15 protein-coding genes are annotated in these 17,631 nt (G+C 53.9%); 7 read left to right on the forward strand and 8 right to left on the reverse strand.

Going from position 1 to position 17,631, the window contains the following annotated elements; translation table 11 throughout:
* Positions 1-131: 131 nt before the first annotated feature.
* The 5 genes from HUF19_RS18055 to HUF19_RS18075 all read left to right on the forward strand — a co-directional run bounded on the left by HUF19_RS18055 (position 132) and on the right by HUF19_RS18075 (position 6,193).
* Positions 132-1,007 carry an ABC transporter substrate-binding protein gene (locus tag HUF19_RS18055; RefSeq protein ID WP_260997878.1) on the forward strand — a complete coding sequence of 292 codons (876 nt, stop codon included), beginning with the start codon at positions 132-134 and terminating at the stop codon, positions 1,005-1,007.
* On the forward strand, positions 1,004-3,466 hold the full coding sequence (locus HUF19_RS18060; RefSeq protein ID WP_260997879.1) for an EAL domain-containing protein: 2,463 nt from the start codon (positions 1,004-1,006) through the stop codon (positions 3,464-3,466). The genes HUF19_RS18055 and HUF19_RS18060 overlap by 4 nt, the downstream gene beginning before the upstream one ends.
* 11 nt (positions 3,467-3,477) lie before the next feature.
* Positions 3,478-4,392, forward strand: a complete 915-nt coding sequence (locus HUF19_RS18065; RefSeq protein WP_260997880.1) for a histone deacetylase family protein — start codon at positions 3,478-3,480, stop codon at positions 4,390-4,392.
* A gap of 119 nt (positions 4,393-4,511) precedes the next feature.
* Positions 4,512-4,952: a cyanase gene (gene cynS / locus HUF19_RS18070; RefSeq protein WP_145467426.1), complete on the forward strand. Its 441-nt coding sequence runs from the start codon at positions 4,512-4,514 to the stop codon at positions 4,950-4,952.
* A 125-nt stretch (positions 4,953-5,077) separates the two neighbouring features.
* Positions 5,078-6,193: a hypothetical protein gene (locus HUF19_RS18075; RefSeq protein WP_260997881.1), complete on the forward strand. Its 1,116-nt coding sequence runs from the start codon at positions 5,078-5,080 to the stop codon at positions 6,191-6,193.
* On the opposite strand, the gene HUF19_RS18080 is transcribed toward HUF19_RS18075, so the two are convergent.
* Complete coding sequence (locus tag HUF19_RS18080; protein ID WP_260997882.1) at positions 6,190-7,116, reverse strand: LysR family transcriptional regulator; 927 nt, start codon at positions 7,114-7,116, stop codon at positions 6,190-6,192. The genes HUF19_RS18075 and HUF19_RS18080 overlap by 4 nt on opposite strands.
* A gap of 156 nt (positions 7,117-7,272) precedes the next feature.
* Here HUF19_RS18080 and HUF19_RS18085 point away from each other — a divergent pair, with 156 nt between their 5' ends.
* Positions 7,273-8,127: a crotonase/enoyl-CoA hydratase family protein gene (locus HUF19_RS18085; RefSeq protein WP_260997883.1), complete on the forward strand. Its 855-nt coding sequence runs from the start codon at positions 7,273-7,275 to the stop codon at positions 8,125-8,127.
* A 95-nt stretch (positions 8,128-8,222) separates the two neighbouring features.
* Here HUF19_RS18085 and HUF19_RS18090 read toward each other — a convergent pair whose 3' ends face one another.
* On the reverse strand, positions 8,223-10,424 hold the full coding sequence (locus HUF19_RS18090) for a choice-of-anchor Q domain-containing protein (protein WP_260997884.1): 2,202 nt from the start codon (positions 10,422-10,424) through the stop codon (positions 8,223-8,225).
* Between the two features lie 202 nt (positions 10,425-10,626).
* Between HUF19_RS18090 and HUF19_RS18095 the strand changes: the two genes are divergently transcribed.
* Positions 10,627-11,247 (forward strand): TIGR02466 family protein, encoded by a 621-nt coding sequence (locus HUF19_RS18095; RefSeq protein WP_260997885.1) that lies wholly within the window; start codon positions 10,627-10,629, stop codon positions 11,245-11,247.
* Positions 11,248-11,338: 91 nt separating this feature from the next.
* Here the strand turns inward: HUF19_RS18095 and HUF19_RS18100 are convergent, their stop codons facing one another.
* The 6 genes from HUF19_RS18100 to HUF19_RS18125 form a co-directional block, all read right to left on the reverse strand.
* Positions 11,339-11,938 (reverse strand): porin family protein, encoded by a 600-nt coding sequence (locus HUF19_RS18100; RefSeq protein ID WP_260997886.1) that lies wholly within the window; start codon positions 11,936-11,938, stop codon positions 11,339-11,341.
* 730 nt (positions 11,939-12,668) lie between these two features.
* Positions 12,669-13,097 (reverse strand): F0F1 ATP synthase subunit epsilon, encoded by a 429-nt coding sequence (locus tag HUF19_RS18105; RefSeq protein WP_260997887.1) that lies wholly within the window; start codon positions 13,095-13,097, stop codon positions 12,669-12,671.
* Between the two features lie 66 nt (positions 13,098-13,163).
* Positions 13,164-14,558, reverse strand: coding sequence for a F0F1 ATP synthase subunit beta (gene atpD / locus HUF19_RS18110; protein ID WP_260997888.1), 1,395 nt, complete (start codon positions 14,556-14,558; stop codon positions 13,164-13,166).
* A 39-nt stretch (positions 14,559-14,597) separates the two neighbouring features.
* Positions 14,598-15,458 (reverse strand): F0F1 ATP synthase subunit gamma, encoded by an 861-nt coding sequence (gene atpG, locus HUF19_RS18115; RefSeq protein ID WP_260997889.1) that lies wholly within the window; start codon positions 15,456-15,458, stop codon positions 14,598-14,600.
* A 64-nt stretch (positions 15,459-15,522) separates the two neighbouring features.
* Complete coding sequence (gene atpA, locus HUF19_RS18120; RefSeq protein ID WP_260997890.1) at positions 15,523-17,067, reverse strand: F0F1 ATP synthase subunit alpha; 1,545 nt, start codon at positions 17,065-17,067, stop codon at positions 15,523-15,525.
* Between the two features lie 17 nt (positions 17,068-17,084).
* Positions 17,085-17,621: a F0F1 ATP synthase subunit delta gene (locus tag HUF19_RS18125; RefSeq protein WP_260997891.1), complete on the reverse strand. Its 537-nt coding sequence runs from the start codon at positions 17,619-17,621 to the stop codon at positions 17,085-17,087.
* Between the last annotated feature and the right edge of the window lie 10 nt (positions 17,622-17,631).

A 17,631-nucleotide genomic window follows, 5' to 3' on the forward strand; every position in this document is an offset into this window, starting at 1 on the left:
AAAGTCATAAACTGCTAGGCTTAACACTGTATTTGTAAATAGGCGGAGTTTCTGTGCGGGGTTGGATTTCGGGAGTACTTCTCTGCCTGTCTTTATATTCAATAACCGGGTGCTATGCGCCAGACCCATTATTGCGGGTTGGTACCAATGTATGGCCCGGCTATGAACCTCTTTATCTGGCCCGCGAGCAGGGCTTCTACAATCATCATATCAAGCTGGTCGAATTGCCTTCGGCATCAGATGTTATCGATGCCCTGCGCATGGGCCACCTCGAAGGCGGTGCTCTGACACTGGATGAAGTTTTGTCCCTGATTCAGGAAGGTCAGGATCTGGTCGTCGTACTGGTTTTTAATATATCAGCCGGCGCCGACATGCTGATGGCGCATCCGGATATACAGACCCTGAGCGATCTGCGCGGCAAAACCATTGCTCTGGAAACCACAGCCGTTGGCGCTCTGATGCTGAAAAATGCCATGGATTTTGCCGGCTTGCCGGATGGCTCATTACGCATCCGCCATATGAACCTGAGTGATCAGCTCAGGGCTTATCAGAGCGGAAAAATCGATGCCATGATCACCTATGAGCCTTTCAGCAGCGAACTGGCCAGAGCTGGCGCCCGGATCTTATTCGACAGCAGCGCAATCAAAGGGCAGATCGTCGATGTGCTGGCTGTCCGCCGTACTGTTCTGGAGAAGCAGCCACAGCATGTACGCGAGCTGATTGACGGCTATATGCAGGCCCGCCAGCTGATGCAAACTTCTCCGCAGGCTGCATTTGCCATTATGAACCAGCGTCTGCGTCTGCCGGACGAGCAGGTCGGCGCCATGTTTGATGGTCTGGAGTTACCGGATACAGAAGAAAACCGACGCCTGCTTAACGGCAAACGTTCACCGTTAAGCCGCACAGCAGAAGGCCTTGCTCAACTGATGGTTAAACAGAAGCTGATGCCCGCACCGCCACCGCTTAAACAGCTCACCGACCCCCGTTTTTTGCCGGAATCATCATGAAAAAAGCACGGAAGCTACGCAGGAAACAGGGGTCGCTGCGCAAAATTCTGCTCAGCTGGTCGGCCATTGCTCTGGGCATCGCAACCTTATTGCTCAGCTACTTTCTGTTTCAGGCATTAACCCAGCAGTTCAGCAGCACCTGGTCGAACAAAATGGAAGCCGAACTGAGCGGCCTGCGCCTGACGCTGCAGCATCAGCTGGCAGATGAGGAATGGAGCCTGAGCGACCAAACCCTGAGCCGCATGGCAACACGCCCTCATGTCAGCCATCTGGTGTTACTGGTTGATGGCAAAGTCCTGCTATCAACCCGGCGCGCCGACATTGGCCAGCCATTTCAAACCGACCTGAATGCTCTGCATTTGTCCAAAGACAATCCACAGTTCCAGTTTGTGCAGCGCGGCGGACATTTTTATGGGTTGCAGCCGCTGCAGTTCCGTACCCGAGAACTGCGTGAGCAGCAACAGGGCTGGCTGTTTGCCCACTACGACGCCAGTGACCAGCGCCAGCAGATGCTGCAAAACACCGGACTGCGTATTGCTCTGCTGATTCTGCTGCTGGTGCTTTATACCCTCGGCCTGCAGCGCATTGTCCAGCGTCAGGTACTGCGCCCGCTGTACAGACTGGTGCAGTTCACCCGCACTCTGCAGGCCGGTCAGCTGGGGCAGACCATTCATTCCGGCTCATCCTCTGAATTTGCTCATCTGGAGGGAGCCTTCAACAATCTCAGCCTGCACCTGCAGCATTCGATGCAGCAGATCCGTGACCAGCACATGCGCGATCAGGCCTTTACCCGTGCCTTTCCCGATGTTGCCTTCCTGCTCGACAACGACGGTATTATCCGCAGTCGCTATGGCAATCAGGAAAGTCCGCTGCCGGCGCTGCACGCAGACCTCACCGGCCAGCCGTTCACCTGCTGGCTGCAGCCGCTGGCCGCCGAGCGCATCGCCGAGCACCGCGATCAGGCGCTGGCATCACAGGACATGGAAATTACCGAGTTCCGTCACGAAGACTTTTATATCGAGTCACGCATGACGCCGCTGCTGAGTCAGAACGATGACGGACAACCTCTGGTGAATGGCCTGCTGTGGCTGATCCGCGATATATCTGAGGTAAAACGTAAACAACAGCAGATCGAGTATCAGGCCAATTTCGACTCCCTTACCCGTCTGGCCAACCGCCGCTTTGCCCTGCTGCATATTGAGAAAAAAATGGCCCATGCCCGGCGTGTGGGAAAATACGGTGCCGTGTTGTTCATCGACCTTGATCACTTTAAAAACATCAATGATTCTCTCGGCCATCCGGTGGGCGATAAATTACTGGTGCAGATGGGTGAACGACTGAATAACCTGGTGCGCAGTGAAGATCTGACCGCCCGTCTGGGCGGTGATGAATTTCTGGTACTGTTTGACGAGCTGGGTGACACGCCGGAAGCTGCCGCGCAGTACGGCAGCGACTGTGCTGAACGCTTGCTGGCTGCGATCCGCGAGCCATTCAATATCGATATCCACTGCTTCCACCTGTCAGCCAGTATCGGCATCGCCGTATTTCCCGCCGACCAGAATGAAGCGGCCGATCTTATCCGCCAGTCTGATACTGCCATGTATCACGCCAAAGCTCAGGGGCGCAGTGGGATCAGTATTTACACCCAGAATATGCAACAGGAAACGCAGGATAAGCTGAACCTGTATAACGATCTGCATCAGGCTATCCAGCAGCAGGCATTTACTCTGGTCTTCCAGCCACAGCTTAATCAACGTGGCGAAGTCACCGGCGCCGAGGTTCTGTGCCGCTGGAATAACCGCGGCACACCGGTCAGCCCGGATGTGTTTATCCGTGCCGCCGAAGAAACCCGGCTGATTCTGCCACTGGGGCAATGGATTCTGACGGAAAGCTGCCGTGTCCTGAAACGCTGGCGACAGGAAAACCGGTTACCCGACAGCTTTCGACGCCTCGCGGTGAATATCAGCCCGGCGCAGTTTATGGACGACAATTTCGAGCATTACGTCACCGCTCAGGTCAACAGCCACTCTCTCTGCTCAGCACAACTGGAGCTGGAAATTACCGAGAGCATTTTCCTCGGCGATAAAAATATTATCCGCAGTAAAATGGAGCGGCTGAGCAGTCTGGGCTTTACCTTTGCGCTGGACGATTTCGGCACCGGTTATTCATCCCTCAGTTACCTGCAGCATCTGCCACTGCACAAACTGAAAATCGACCGCTCTTTTGTGATGGATATTGAAGATGACAGCAAGCCGGCACGGATTGTCGACTCCATCATCCAGATGGGGCAAAACCTGGGAATGGAAATCATCGCCGAAGGGGTCGAATACGATGCCCAGCGAATGTATCTGCAAAATCATGGCTGCTATGAATATCAGGGTTATCTGTTCAGCAGGCCGCTGACAGAAGATGAGTTCATTGAATTTGTGCGGCAAAATGAACCCCCATCCACTCACTGACTGCAACCGCTGTGCTGCCACTGGTATACCACCCGAATTATTCCTGCCCCTTCCCCGAGCAGCACCGTTTTGTGATGTCGAAGTTTGTGCGTCTGCACGACTATTGCCGGCAACAGGGACTGATTGGCCGTAATAACCTGTTCTGCTCTGAAGCCGCCACACTCAGCGATCTCAGCATCGCCCATACCCCGGAATATCTGGCCATGCTCTGTGATCAGTCGCTGGACCCGAAAGCCTGGCGCCGTATCGGCCTGCCCTGGAGCCAGGGCCTTATTGACCGCACACTGACAGCACCTAACGGCACCCTGCTGACCGCCCGGCTGGCGCTGCAGCACGGCATGGCCTGCCATCTGGCCGGCGGGACACACCATGCCCACCGCGATTTTGGCTCCGGTTTCTGTCTGCTCAATGATCTGGCCTACAGTGCTCTGACGCTGCTGGCACAGGGTGAAGTCAGCAAAATACTGATCTTCGATCTGGATGTGCATCAGGGCGATGGCAGCGCCGCCATACTGGCCAGTGAGCCACGGGCCTTTACCTGCTCGATTCACTGCGAGAAAAACTTTCCGTTCCGCAAATCCGCCAGCGATCTGGATATCGGTCTCGATAAACACCTCACCGACCAGCCCTATCTGGACATCGTAGACAGCACACTGCAGCGTCTGCTCGATGAGCAGCAGCCCGATCTGGTGCTGTACGATGCCGGCGCCGATGTCTGGCAGGGCGATGAACTGGGTCATCTGGATATCAGTTGGGCCGGCGTACAGCAGCGCGATGAGCTGGTACTCAGTCACTGCCTGCGCCGCCATATTCCGCTGGCGACCGTGATTGGCGGAGGCTATGACCGCGACCATGAACGCCTCGCCCGCCGCCACGCCATCGTGGTTGAAACGGCCGCTCACCTCTATCCGCAGTATCTGGGCTGAATGGCACCCGCCTTGCTAACTCCCTGCTGACCATCCTCTGCCGGTGTCTGAAGCCGGAAAACGCACCCTGGCGGAGCATTTACGCGCCCGGGCGCCTTAATCAGAAGCAGGAGTTACTTATGGATAAAGTCACCATGACGGAAACCATCATTGCCGCCAAACTCAGCAAGGGTCTGAGCTGGGAGCAGATGGGCAAAGACCTGGGCATGTCGCCGGTCTGGCTGACCTCAGCCTGTCTGGGCATGAACAGTGCGCCTGCCGATAAAGCCGCCGCGATCAGCGACTACCTGGGGCTGGGCAGCGAAATCAGCAATGCCCTCGCAGCTTATCCCACCAAAATCTGGGATCAGGCCGTTCCCACCGATCCGCTGATTTACCGGCTGTACGAAATTGTCGGCGTCTACGGCGAGACACTGAAAGAGGTGATTCAGGAGAAATTCGGCGACGGCATCATGAGCGCCATCGATTTTTCTATGGAAGTCGACAAAATCGAAGACCCGAAAGGCGACCGCGTTCTGCTGACCCTGAATGGTAAATTCCTGCCGTATAAAAGCTGGTAAACCGACCGCCATAGTGCGCGCTGGCAAACCCGGCGCGTAAACAACAGGCAAAGCATCCTTTTCTGCATTTACAGAACCAGCGTACAACATTAGTCTCTGGGCAAAATAATGATAAGGATAATATTTTGCGCCACATACTCGCCCTCTGCCTGATGTTTCTGCTTGCCGCCTGCGGTGGTGACAGCAGTTCAGGTCACAAATCCGCCCCTGATACTAATCCCCCCGGCGACGGCGGCGATACCGGTGACGGCGATAACCCGGGCGATCCCGATCCCGATCCCGATCCCGATCCCGATCCCGATCCCGATCCCGATCCCGATCCCGATCCCGATCCCGATCCCGATCCCGATCCCGAGCCCGACTGCAACTACCAGCCTGTTGCAGAGGTAACCCCACTGAACACTCTGGGCAATACCAACAACACCGTGGATTACGACCTGAGTCTGTATAACGAACGTACCGATCTGAACGAAAACCTGGTCGGCACCTGGGTTATGGTGCAGAAGCAAAGCCGTACCCTGACCCCCAGCGTAGGTAACAGCGAGAAGAAACGCCTGCGCTGGCAAAAATCCGTCTTTGTCATCCGCGATAATGCCGGCCAGCTTGAAGTAGCAAACTGCGCTTCCGGAGCACTGACGTTCACCAGCCTGCCGGATACCAGTGGTCATTTCATCCTGCCTCTGTTTGATTCCGGCAGCAATTACGAACAGCAGCGTTTCAGTCTCAGCAGCAACAGCCACCTGCTAGGGGTGCCTATGAGCGACTACAGCACCGGCACAGGGCAAACCGTGTTTACGTCACAGTATGTTGAAGCCATCAAAATCTCGGCCAACACCGCGGCTTTCGGACAGCATTCTGTCGCAATCAATTACGATACAACTGAAGTTGATGAAGCCAATCAGGATGTCTATTGCCTGACACAGCAACGGGATCTGTCCGCCACTCAGCTGTGCGCAGAGGCCCCGCAAGACAGCGTGCTGACACTGATGATCCGCACCCGCAGCAGCACTGGCCGGGCCTCCCTGGCCTACAGTCAGCAGGGGCAAGCCGAACAGACAGCGATGTCGAGTGAATACACTGAGACGCATGTAATCCTGCAGAATAATCAGGCTCAGCCAATGAGCATTAACAGCAGTAATAGCCAGCTCAGTGGCAACGCCGTATTGTCAGAAGCCAAAGTCCTGGCCAACGACTCTCAGGACGCCACCGGCAGCTACAGCACAACCCTGACGCTCCCCTAACCCGATACAACGCCGGGCATCAGCCCGGCCATCTGTTCCTTCAGCCACATCACCGCCGGATCGCGGCTGGCCTTACGGTGCCAGTACAGATGCATCTCTAACGGTGCCAGAGGCAGTGGTAATGGCAGCACGGTGAAATCGGGCTGCCGGCTGGCCATATTACGGGCAAAGCTGCCGGGCAATGTCAGTAACAAATCGGTTTGCTGCATCACCTGAATCGCGGCGTAATAATTCTGGCAGCGCAGCGCGACCTGTCGCACCTTCCCCTGCCGGGTCAGGGCAAAGTCTTCCACTCCCGGGCCTTCGGCACGGCTGGAAACCAGTACATGACGGGCACTCAGGTAGCTATCCAGATCCCAGAGATTGCCCTGTAGCGGATGCCCATTGCGCATTGCCACGACCAGCTTCTCCTCACCAATCGCCTGATGCTCAATATCATCGCCAACGGGCAGCAACACATCGGCGGCAAAATCGATCTGGCCGGATGACAGCGCGCTTTCCATATCACGCCGTGCCAGCCGCACACTGCGCAACTGAATACCCGGCGCCTGCTGTTGCAGCCGGGCCATTAACAGTGGCAGTGCCGTCGCCTCCATCACATCACGCGAGGCCAGGGTAAATACCCGGTTGGCCTGCGCCGGGTCAAAGGCCAGCCCCTCGGTTAACGTGGATTCCAGATCCTGTAACGCCGCCCGCACGCGGCCGATAATGGCTTTCGCCAAAGGCGTCGGGCTCATGCCTTTGCCGGAGCGTTCAAACAGCGGATCGTCAAAGCGCTCCCGCAAACGTCCCAGAGCATGACTGACCGCCGGTTGCGACAGGTTCAGCTGTTCGCTGGCACGGGTCAGATTGCCCTCACGATAAATCACATCAAAGACCACAAAGAGATTCAGATCGACGCGGGAAAGATTCATTTTCTGCATACACAGGCCCAGCAGTATTCATATAGACAATAAGAGTACCATGCGAGTCCACACCCGGGGCAGCCGCTTATTTGACCTGCTGCACAGCCTCCCCCTATATTGACGGCGTCAACATAATCAATAACAACTGCCATCAGACAACCATAAGGATCTGCCATGAGTGCCCTGCCTGAATTCCAGAGCTTTAACGTCAGTGTCGAAAACCACATCGCTCACGTACAACTGTGCCGCCCCGACGCCCTGAACTCCATGAATCAGGCCTTCTGGCTGGAGCTGCCGCAATGCATGCGCGCTATTGAGGCCCAGACTGATGCCCGGGTAATTGTGATTTCTTCGACCGGCAAGCATTTCTCTGCCGGCATGGATCTGGGTGTTTTCACCAACCCGAAAGCGGTACCGATGAACGGTGATCCGGGCCGGATGGCCGAAAATCTGCGTCGTGTAGTAATGCAACTGCAGGACACCTTAAGCTCATTGGAGCAAATCCGTTTACCGGTACTGGCCGCCATTCAGGGTGGTTGTATTGGTGGTGCGCTGGATATGGTCTGCGCCGCCGATTCCCGCTATTGCAGCGCCGATGCCTACTTCACCATCAAAGAAACTGAGCTGGGTATGACCGCTGACGTCGGCACCCTGCAGCGCCTGCCGAAACTGATGCCGCAGGGCGTGGTGCGCGAGCTGGCTTATACCGGCCGCAACTTCAGCGCGCAGGAGGCCAAGGCACTGGGTTTTGTTAATGAAGTCTACGAATCCCAGCAAGCCATGCTGGATGGCGTAATGACCATTGCCGCACAGATCGCGAAAAACTCACCTCTGGCGGTTACCGGCTGTAAAGAGATGCTGAATTACAGCCGCGACCACAGTGTCGAAGACAGCCTGCGCTATATGGCGACCTGGCAGTCCGGTATGTTCCGCCCGACTGATATGATGAAAACCTTCCAGGCCAAAGCACAGAAGCAGCAGGCTGAATACGAAGACCTGCGTCCGCTGAAGGGCCTGTTCGAGGAATAAACCGGCGCGGTACGGTATAAACACTGCCGAATAAACAGCGCCACATAAAAAAAGCCCCGCAACTGCAGGGCTTTTTTGTCAGAGCCGTGAAGTTTTCAGCGACGACGGCGCAGGCCTCGCAAACCGAGCAGACCCAGTAACAACCAGGGTGACAGTGCACCGCCTGAGCTTTTCTTACTGGCGGACTTAACCGTCAGGGTAAAGGTCGCAGTGGTGCTTAATCCGTACTCGTCGGTCGCGGTAACGCTGACGGCGAAAGTCCCTGCCTCATTCAGGGTGCCAGACAGCACACCGCTTTCGGCATCAATGCTGACACCCGCCGGAGCACCGCTGAGCTGGTAACTCAGACTGTCGGCTTCCGGATCGCTGAACCAGTCGCTGGCATCTTCATCCACACTATCGCCAAGGGTTGCGCTGAGCGCTTCGACGGGATCTGCTTCCGGTGGCAGGTTGCCGTATTCCACAGCACCAATATCAATCGCGCCACGGGTAACACGGGTGCTGCCACGCTGATCCGTTGCCGGAGCAACAGCGATATTCGCATCACCGGCATCAATCAGCGGCGATCCATAGGCAGGGTAACGGGTAAGGGTATCACCGCCGTTGTCAGCCAGTGCTGCCAGCTGAGGGTCAGCAGAAGAAGTGATAACCGTCTGATCGGTTACGGGTGGACGACAGCCTGCTGCATTGGCGCCATTCCAATAGCTGTAACTCAGCTGGGCATCAAAGCTGAATTCAGAGCTGACACAGATATTGCCCGCAGCCGGGTTGCCTGTGGTATTACCGTGGAATACTGAATGGCTGATTTCAATCGGTCCGCTGGGAGCTGACGCATAGATAAAGCCCGACGCCACATTAGAGGTATCGGGCGTGCTGTTACCGGTTGCGGTGGTATGACGTACGGAAGCACCATCCAGACCAGCCAGGAACAAACCACCACTGAACGTCGCCGCCGAGTTACCATCGAAGGTGGATGATTCAATATCCAGACCGACACCGGCTCCGAGAGCATAGATAACGCCAGCAACACCTGCGGACTGGTTATTGCTGAAGGTACTGCTGCGGATCTGAATCGAGAACGGGTCGGTATCCGTCGCGTCAGCGTAGATTGCACCACCATTGGCCAGAGAAGACACGTTGGCATTGACGGTGGTTGTATTGCTATCAAAGGTCGAGTTTTCGATAGTCACACTACCATTCCGCCCACTGCGACCAATATATACAACACCGCCCGCCGATTGCGCATCATTACCCACGAAACGCGTACCGGAAATGCTGATTTGCGTTGAACGGTCCAGAGCTAAAGCACCACCATGCGCTTCTGCTGTAGCGCCGATTCCGAACTCACTGGACGCTGCCGATGCCGAATTATTTTCGAATACGGAATCTTCTATGCTGAAGGTCGCCAGACTGGACTGATAAATGGCTCCGCCATAGTTCTTTGCCTGGTTATTGCGGAACGTGGAATTGCGAATCACGGTATTACCGTGGCTGTATTCTCCAGCGTTATAAATGGCGCCACCACCCGAACTGGTATTGTCTGCCGTCGATGCATTACTGCCGAAGACGCTGTCTTCGACCGTCAGGTCAGCATCAAAGGTGTACAGCGCCCCACCACGATTGCTGCTGGCGCTGTTTCCTGAAAAGGTACTGTCACTGATATTAATGACCGTAGCGCCCGGCGTCCCATTACCGTTGACACCTATGGCAGCCCAGACACTCTGATTGTTGCGGATATTACTGTCAGTGATGGATACCATTGCCGGTGCATTGACCTCGATAGCACCGTGATTGCTACTGCTGACTACATCATCGATATCAACCCGGTTAAAGGTGACATCCGCCCCGTATATATTGAACAGCGGAGCGCTGCGGGTTTCAGCGTCGTTACCGGTAAAGTTAATATCGTTAATGCTGACATCCGCCGATTCATTGATCTCCAGTAACGGCAGATTTGCGGCCGCTACGGTGACCGTGAAGTCTCCTGCGGCAGGGCCATTCAGTACCACCTTTTTGCCCCCGTCGAAATAATAAGGGACACCGCTGACACTGTCAGTTCTGCCTGCCAGTGAATCAGCAACAGTAACCGTCATAGTGTCAGGAATATAACAGCCGGACACCGTCGACAATGCCTCCGCCAGCGTTGTGGTAGCAGCCGTATCTTCTGCTTCTACAGCATCGACTGTGATCTGTAATGGACACTCGAGCATAACAGCCGAAGCCATTTGCGCATTGGCCAGCGCAATAACTGCAGCGAGCGGTTTTAAAACAGCCGAATGTTTAGAGACAAATTCCATGGGCGTTCCTGGCTATTAATAATTCTAATATTATTGAGATTTATTCTCATCCGGACATTCAACCGAAGGCCCGGGCTCTGGTCAATAAATACCTGCCCGTACAACGATAACAGCAGTCAATTTGGTCTATTTCACCGTCACAACGGGTTCAGCCCGGCCGCTCTCTGTGCAATAGTGACCGCTTTTACTGCGGACAGATTGTATGAAAGCCGAAAACCGTCTCCATTTTGGTGTGCCTATTGTCGAGGTGCAGCTGGATGAAGTGTGTGAGCGTGCAGCGGACATTGCTCAGCTGCTGCTGGAAATAAGAGCGCAGCAAACCGGTATTCAGCGATCGAATCAGCGCGGCTGGCACTCACAGGATGACCTGTTCAATCACCCGGCTGAACCAATCAAATGGCTGAGTGAAGTTATTTTTCAGGTGGCCGGTAAGCTGATCCGCCATGCAGACCATATGCCCGATAATACTGAGCTGTTACTGAGTTCGATGTGGGCCAATATCAACGATGCCGGAGCCTGGAATGCTCCACATGTGCATTTGCCGTGTGAATGGAGTGGCGTGCTTTATATTGATGTAGCAGACATTGCACCAGTGTCAGAAAGCGGTATTCACGACGGTGATATCCTGTTCCTTGATCCGGTACCTGTGGGAGCCCCGTACCGGCCAGCGACCACCGTTGCCTACACGCCGAAGGTAGGTACGATGTATGTCTTCCCGTCTTATCTGATGCATATGGTGGCACCGCACTTCAGCGATAAACCGCGTATCAGCGTTGCTTTTAATTTCCGCGTTGCGGCAAATATTCAGCGGTTTGCGCGTTAACAACCGGCGCAGCACGAAGACCTGTTTGCGGTGAAAGGGGGAAAGGAGTAAGAGCGCTGAGCGGAGCAAAACTGCTCCGCTGCTTCAGGCATCAGAACTTGTATTTCGCGGATATATACAAATTGCCCATAGAGGTTGAGGTGTCAACATCCGTATTTGAGCCTACCGGCCGGATCGTCTGCCAACCAATGCCTTTGTACTGATAACCCGCTTCAAACTCCAAATGCTCATGCGGCTGAACCAGAACGCCCCCCATCAGATTCAGGGCAATACCTGACAGGTCTTCATCGTCAGCAAACAAGTCAGCGGTATCTTCCCAAGTATACAAACCGAGACCTAAACCAAGGAATGGCTTAACCGTTTCTTCGCCAAAAGGGAATTTCCAGTCAAAATCGATACCTGAAAACTCATCATCAGCGGAAGCATTCTCAAAATCGGCAGTAATGGATGTAAAGCTCACTTCAAACCGGTTACCAGTACGGAGCTCAACGCCTAATACCAATGCTGATAATGTCGTGTCCATATCTTCGGTAATAGTAATATTACCCTCGAACTCGGTATCACCGCCGCCTAAACCTCCGGTCAGGCCCAGATAAAAACGGGGACGAGACTCAGCAATATCTGCCTGCGCAAATAAAGAAAAAGACGTAAGCGCAAGAACGCCTGCAATGGTTTTTATTGTGTTGGTCATATAAATGCTTGTCCTTAGCATCAAAGAAATACGTACAGAACCATTCTGCACGGTCGTGCATTATCCAGCCTCGATTATCCTTATCAACATTTTTCATAACTAATCTAGAGTCGATTCACATCGGGCTGCATTCCAGCAGGCATAAAAAAAACCACGCTGCATTTCTACAGAGTGGGTTTCTTTTACAGCCAAACAAGGAAGCTTAGTGCTTGCCCAGTTTTGCGCGGATCTGCTGGCTCAGGTTTAGTCGCAGCACGCTGCGTATTTCAGCAGGCATAAAAAAACCACGCTGCATTTCTACAGAGCGGGTTTCTTTAGCAGCCAAACAAGGAAGCTTCGTGCTTACCGGGTTGTGCGCAGATCTGCTGGCTCAGGTTTAGTCGCAGCACGCTGCGTATTTCAGCAGGCATAAAAAACCCACTCTGTTTGCACAGAGCGGGCTTCTTTCGCAGCCAAACAAGGAAGCTTAGTGCTTACCGGGTTTTGCGCGGATCTGCTGGCTCAGGTTTAGTCGCAGCACGCTGCGTATTTCAGCAGGCATAAAAAAACCCACTCTGTTTGCACAGAGCGGGCTTCTTTCGCAGCCAAACAAGGAAGCTTAGTGCTTACCGGGGTTTGCGCGGATCTGCTGGCTCAGGTTTAGTCGCAGCACGCTGCGTATTTCAGCAGGCATAAAAAAACCCACTCTGTTTGCACAGAGCGGGCTTCTTTCGCAGCCAAACAAGGAAGCTTAGTGCTTACCGAGTTTTGCGCGGATCTGCTGGATGGTACGCAGCTGAGCCGCAGCTTCTGCCAACTGAGTAAGCGCACGGGAATAATCAAAGTCTGCACCCTGATTCGCGATAGCCTGCTCCGCATGTTTCTTGGCTTCAATAGCTGCAGCTTCGTCGATGTCGCCTGCGCGCACCGCCGTATCAGCCAGTACAGTCACTGAATTCGGCTGAACTTCCAGATAACCGCCAGAGACGTAAACAACCTCTTCTTCACCACCCTGTCTGATAATACGGACAGTGCCTGGCACAAGCGGAGTCAGCAGCGCAGCGTGGCCAGGTTCGATACCTAACTCACCTATCACACCACGGGCTACCACACGCTCAACCAGACCGGAGAACAGATTCTCTTCGGCGCTGACGATATCGCAATGGACGGTAATCGCCATAATCTTTCCCTCAGACTGAGGAGGCCGGGGAGCGGACTACACTACTCGCTCCCTGACCCGCCCAAGTTACATTTTCTTGGCTTTCTCGATAGCTTCGTCGATGGTACCAACCATGTAGAACGCTTGTTCTGGCAGGTCATCGAATTCACCATTGAGGATACCCTGGAAACCACGGATGGTTTCTTTCAGAGACACGTACTTACCAGGCGCACCAGTAAAGATCTCGGCCACGTGGAATGGCTGAGACAGGAAACGCTCGATCTTACGTGCACGGGCTACCAGCTGCTTATCTTCGTCGGACAGTTCGTCCATACCCAGAATCGCGATGATGTCTTTCAGCTCTTTATAGCGCTGCAGAACACCCTGAACGCCACGAGCTACGTCGTAGTGTTCGTTACCGATTACCAGTGGATCCAGCTGACGAGAGGTGGAATCCAGTGGGTCGATCGCAGGGTAGATACCTTTAGAAGCGATATCACGTGACAGTACTACGGTTGAGTCCAGGTGGGCGAAGGTGGTCGCCGGGCTTGGGTCAGTCAAGTCATCCGCAGGTACGTATACGGCCTGTACCGAAGTAATGGAACCAGTCTTGGTAGAAGTAATACGTTCCTGCAGAACGCCCATCTCTTCTGCCAGAGTTGGCTGGTAACCTACCGCTGAAGGCATACGACCCAGCAGTGCAGATACCTCGGTTCCCGCGAGGGTGTAACGGTAGATGTTGTCTACGAACAACAGTACGTCTTTACCTTCGTCACGGAATTTTTCAGCCATGGTCAGACCAGTCAGAGCTACACGCAGACGGTTACCCGGTGGCTCGTTCATCTGACCGTAAACCATTGCTACTTTGGATTTGACTTTGTCGTCCAGGTTTACAACGCCGGATTCAGCCATTTCGTAGTAGAAGTCGTTACCTTCACGGGTACGCTCACCAACACCAGCGAATACAGACAGACCGGAGTGTGCCTTGGCGATGTTGTTGATCAGTTCCATCATGTTAACGGTCTTACCAACACCGGCACCACCGAACAGACCAACTTTACCACCCTTAGCGAATGGACAAACCAGGTCGATTACCTTGATACCGGTTTCCAGCAGATCGCTGCTGGCAGACTGCTCGTCGAAGGTTGGTGCTGCACGGTGAATAGAAGCAACTTCTTTCTCACCGATAGGACCACATTCGTCGATTGGACGGCCGAGCACGTCCATGATGCGACCCAGAGTCTCGATACCAACAGGTACGGAGATTGGTGCGCCAGAGTTTGTTACAGAAAGGCCACGTTTCAGACCTTCTGTCGAGCCCATCGCAATAGTACGAACTACGCCGTCGCCCAGCTGCTGCTGAACTTCGAGAGTTGTTTCAGTACCATCTACGGTCAGGGCGTCGTAGACCTTAGGCACCACATCGCGCGGGAATTCCACGTCGATAACGGCACCGATGATCTGTACGATACGTCCGCTCATATTCGGTTCCTCTTAACTTAAAACCTGTGTTCCCGGGCCTTAAACGGCCGCGGCACCGCTAACGATTTCTGAAATTTCCTGGGTGATCGCTGCCTGACGAGCTTTGTTGTACAGCAAGTTCAGCTCTTTGATCATGCCGCCGGCGTTATCGGTGGCGTTTTTCATCGCCAGCATACGCGCAGCCTGCTCACAGGCGTTGTTTTCAATCACACCCTGGTATACCTGTGATTCGATGTAGCGCAGCAACAGACCATCAAGAATGGTCTCTGCATCCGGCTCATACAGGTAATCCCAGTTTTTCTTTGTTAAATCGTCTTCGACTGCCTTTAACGGGAGTAATTGTTCTGCGACCGGCAGTTGGGTCATCGTGTTTACAAAGCGATTATGCACGATGTACAAACGGTCAATCTGACCCTCATCGTATGCATCAAGCATCACTTTTACAGCTCCGATCAGGCTGGCCAGTTCAGGCGCGTCACCCAGATGGGTTTTAGACGCCACAACATTGCCACCAAAGCTGGAAAAGAACAGACCGGCTTTAGAGCCGATAGCGCAGAAGTCAACTTCCACACCTTTGTCTTTCCACTCTTTTGACTGTTGAGCAACACGCTTGAACAGGTTGTTGTTCAAGCCGCCACACAGTCCACGGTCGGAAGACACCACGATATAGCCAACTCGCTTAATTTCGCGATCAAGCAGATAACGGTGACGTGACTCAGTCGCAGCACTGGCAAGGTGACCTACCACACGACGGATGTTATCCGCGTATGGACGGCTTGCCATCATGCGCATCTGAGCGCGACGCATTTTACTTACAGCAACTTTTTCCATTGCTGAAGTAATTTTCTGCGTGCTTTTTACACTCGTAATCTGCTCTTTAATCTCTTTTCCGACTGCCATTTAGCTGCCCTACGTTGAGTGAATCCAGCTGGCGGTTACCGTTACCGGGCCGCCAGCACCGGACTTACCAGGTCTGAGTGCTCTTGAATTTCTCAATACACTCTTTCAGACCGGCGGCGATTTCGTCGTTGTAGTCGCCCTTCACGTTGATCTTCGCCATCAGTTCAGCGTATTCGCTGTTGGCGTAGCTCAGCAGAGCGGCTTCGAATGACTGAATCTTGTTCACGTCAACGTCTTTCAGGAAGCCTTCAGTCGCAGCGTAGATCACCAGACCCATCTCAGCGGTGGACATTGGCGCGTACTGCTTCTGCTTCATCAGTTCGGTAACGGCACGGCCGTGTTCGAGCTGTTCGCGAGTCGCTTCGTCCAGATCCGATGCAAACTGGGCGAAAGCCGCCAGTTCACGGTACTGAGCCAGAGCCAGACGGATACCACCGCCCAGTTTCTTGATGATCTTGGTCTGAGCAGCACCACCTACACGGGATACAGAGATACCCGCGTTCATCGCCGGACGGATACCGGAGTTGAACAGGTTAGTTTCCAGGAAGATCTGACCATCGGTAATAGAGATCACGTTGGTCGGTACGAACGCAGATACGTCACCGCCCTGGGTCTCAATGATTGGCAGAGCGGTCAAAGAACCGGTTTTGCCTGTCACTTCACCGTTAGTCATGCGCTCAACGTACGTTGGGTTCACGCGACATGCGCGCTCCAGCAGACGGGAGTGCAGGTAGAATACGTCACCTGGGTAAGCTTCACGGCCTGGTGGGCGCTTCAGCAGCAGGGAGATCTGACGATATGCCCATGCCTGCTTGGTCAGATCGTCATAAACGATCAGAGCGTCTTCACCACGATCCAGGAAGTATTCACCCATCGCACAACCGGCGTAAGGAGCCAGGAACAGCATTGCTGCCGGGTCTGACGCGCCTGCTGCGACGATGATGGTGTGTTCCATCGCGCCGTGTTCTTCCAGTTTGCGTACTACGTTAGCGATAGAAGATTGCTTCTGACCGATAGCAACGTAGATACACTTAATACCAGAGCCTTTCTGGTTGATGATGGCGTCGATAGCCATCGCAGTTTTACCAGTCTGACGGTCACCAATGATCAGCTCACGCTGGCCACGGCCTACCGGCACCATGGAGTCAACTGCTTTGTAACCAGTCTCAACCGGCTGATCAACGGACTGACGTGCAATTACGCCTGGCGCAACACGTTCAATCGGAGCAGTCAGGTTGGTTTCGATCGGACCTTTACCGTCGATCGGGTTACCCAGAGTGTCGACTACGCGACCCAGCAGGGCTTCACCAACTGGTACTTCCAGAATACGGCCAGTACATTTGGCAGTCTGGCCTTCAGCCAGACCTTTGTATTCACCCAGAACAACAGCACCAACGGAGTCACGCTCCAGGTTCATTGCCAGGCCGTATACGCCGCCTTCAAATTCAATCATCTCACCGTACATAGCGTCGGCAAGACCATGGATACGAACGATACCGTCGGATACAGATACGACGGTGCCCTCGTTCTGGGCTTGTGAAGTCACATCGAGATTTTCGATGCGTTTTTTGATGACTTCACTGATCTCAGATGGATTCAGTTGCTGCATGTGCATCGTCCTTCAAATTAGGATTTCATCGCTTCGGCTAATTTGGACAGCTTACCGGTTAAGGAGCCGTCGATTACCAGGTCACCGGCACGAATGATGGCGCCACCGATGATGGACTCATCGACTTCGCTGCTCATACGTACATCACACTGCAGTCTGGCTTTAAGCGCCTGAGAGAGCTTTTCGCTCTGTTCATCACTCAGTGGATATGCTGTTTTCACCACAACATCCACGGTGTTCTGCAGCTTCGCCTTCATTTCTTCATACAATTCAGAAATTTCAGGCAGCAGCGCCAGACGCTTGTTTTCGGCCAGAACAGTGACCAGGTTTTTGGCTGCTTCATTCAGCTTATCGCCACATACGCCTGTAAGTGTCTGTGCCTGCTGTGTAGCAGTAAGGGAAGGGTGCTGCAGAACGCCGACTAAAGTTTCATCAGCTACACATGCACTCAGCAATGCCAGATCCGCAGACCAGGCATCAAAGGCACCTTTCTCACTTGCTTCAGCAAACACCGCTTTGGCATATGGCCGAGCGAGTGTTGTTAATTCAGCCATGGAAACCTCG

Origin of the sequence: Thalassolituus hydrocarboniclasticus (genome assembly GCF_025345565.1) — a bacterium.
GTDB classification, from domain to species: Bacteria; Pseudomonadota; Gammaproteobacteria; order Pseudomonadales; family Oceanobacteraceae; genus Venatoribacter; species Venatoribacter hydrocarboniclasticus.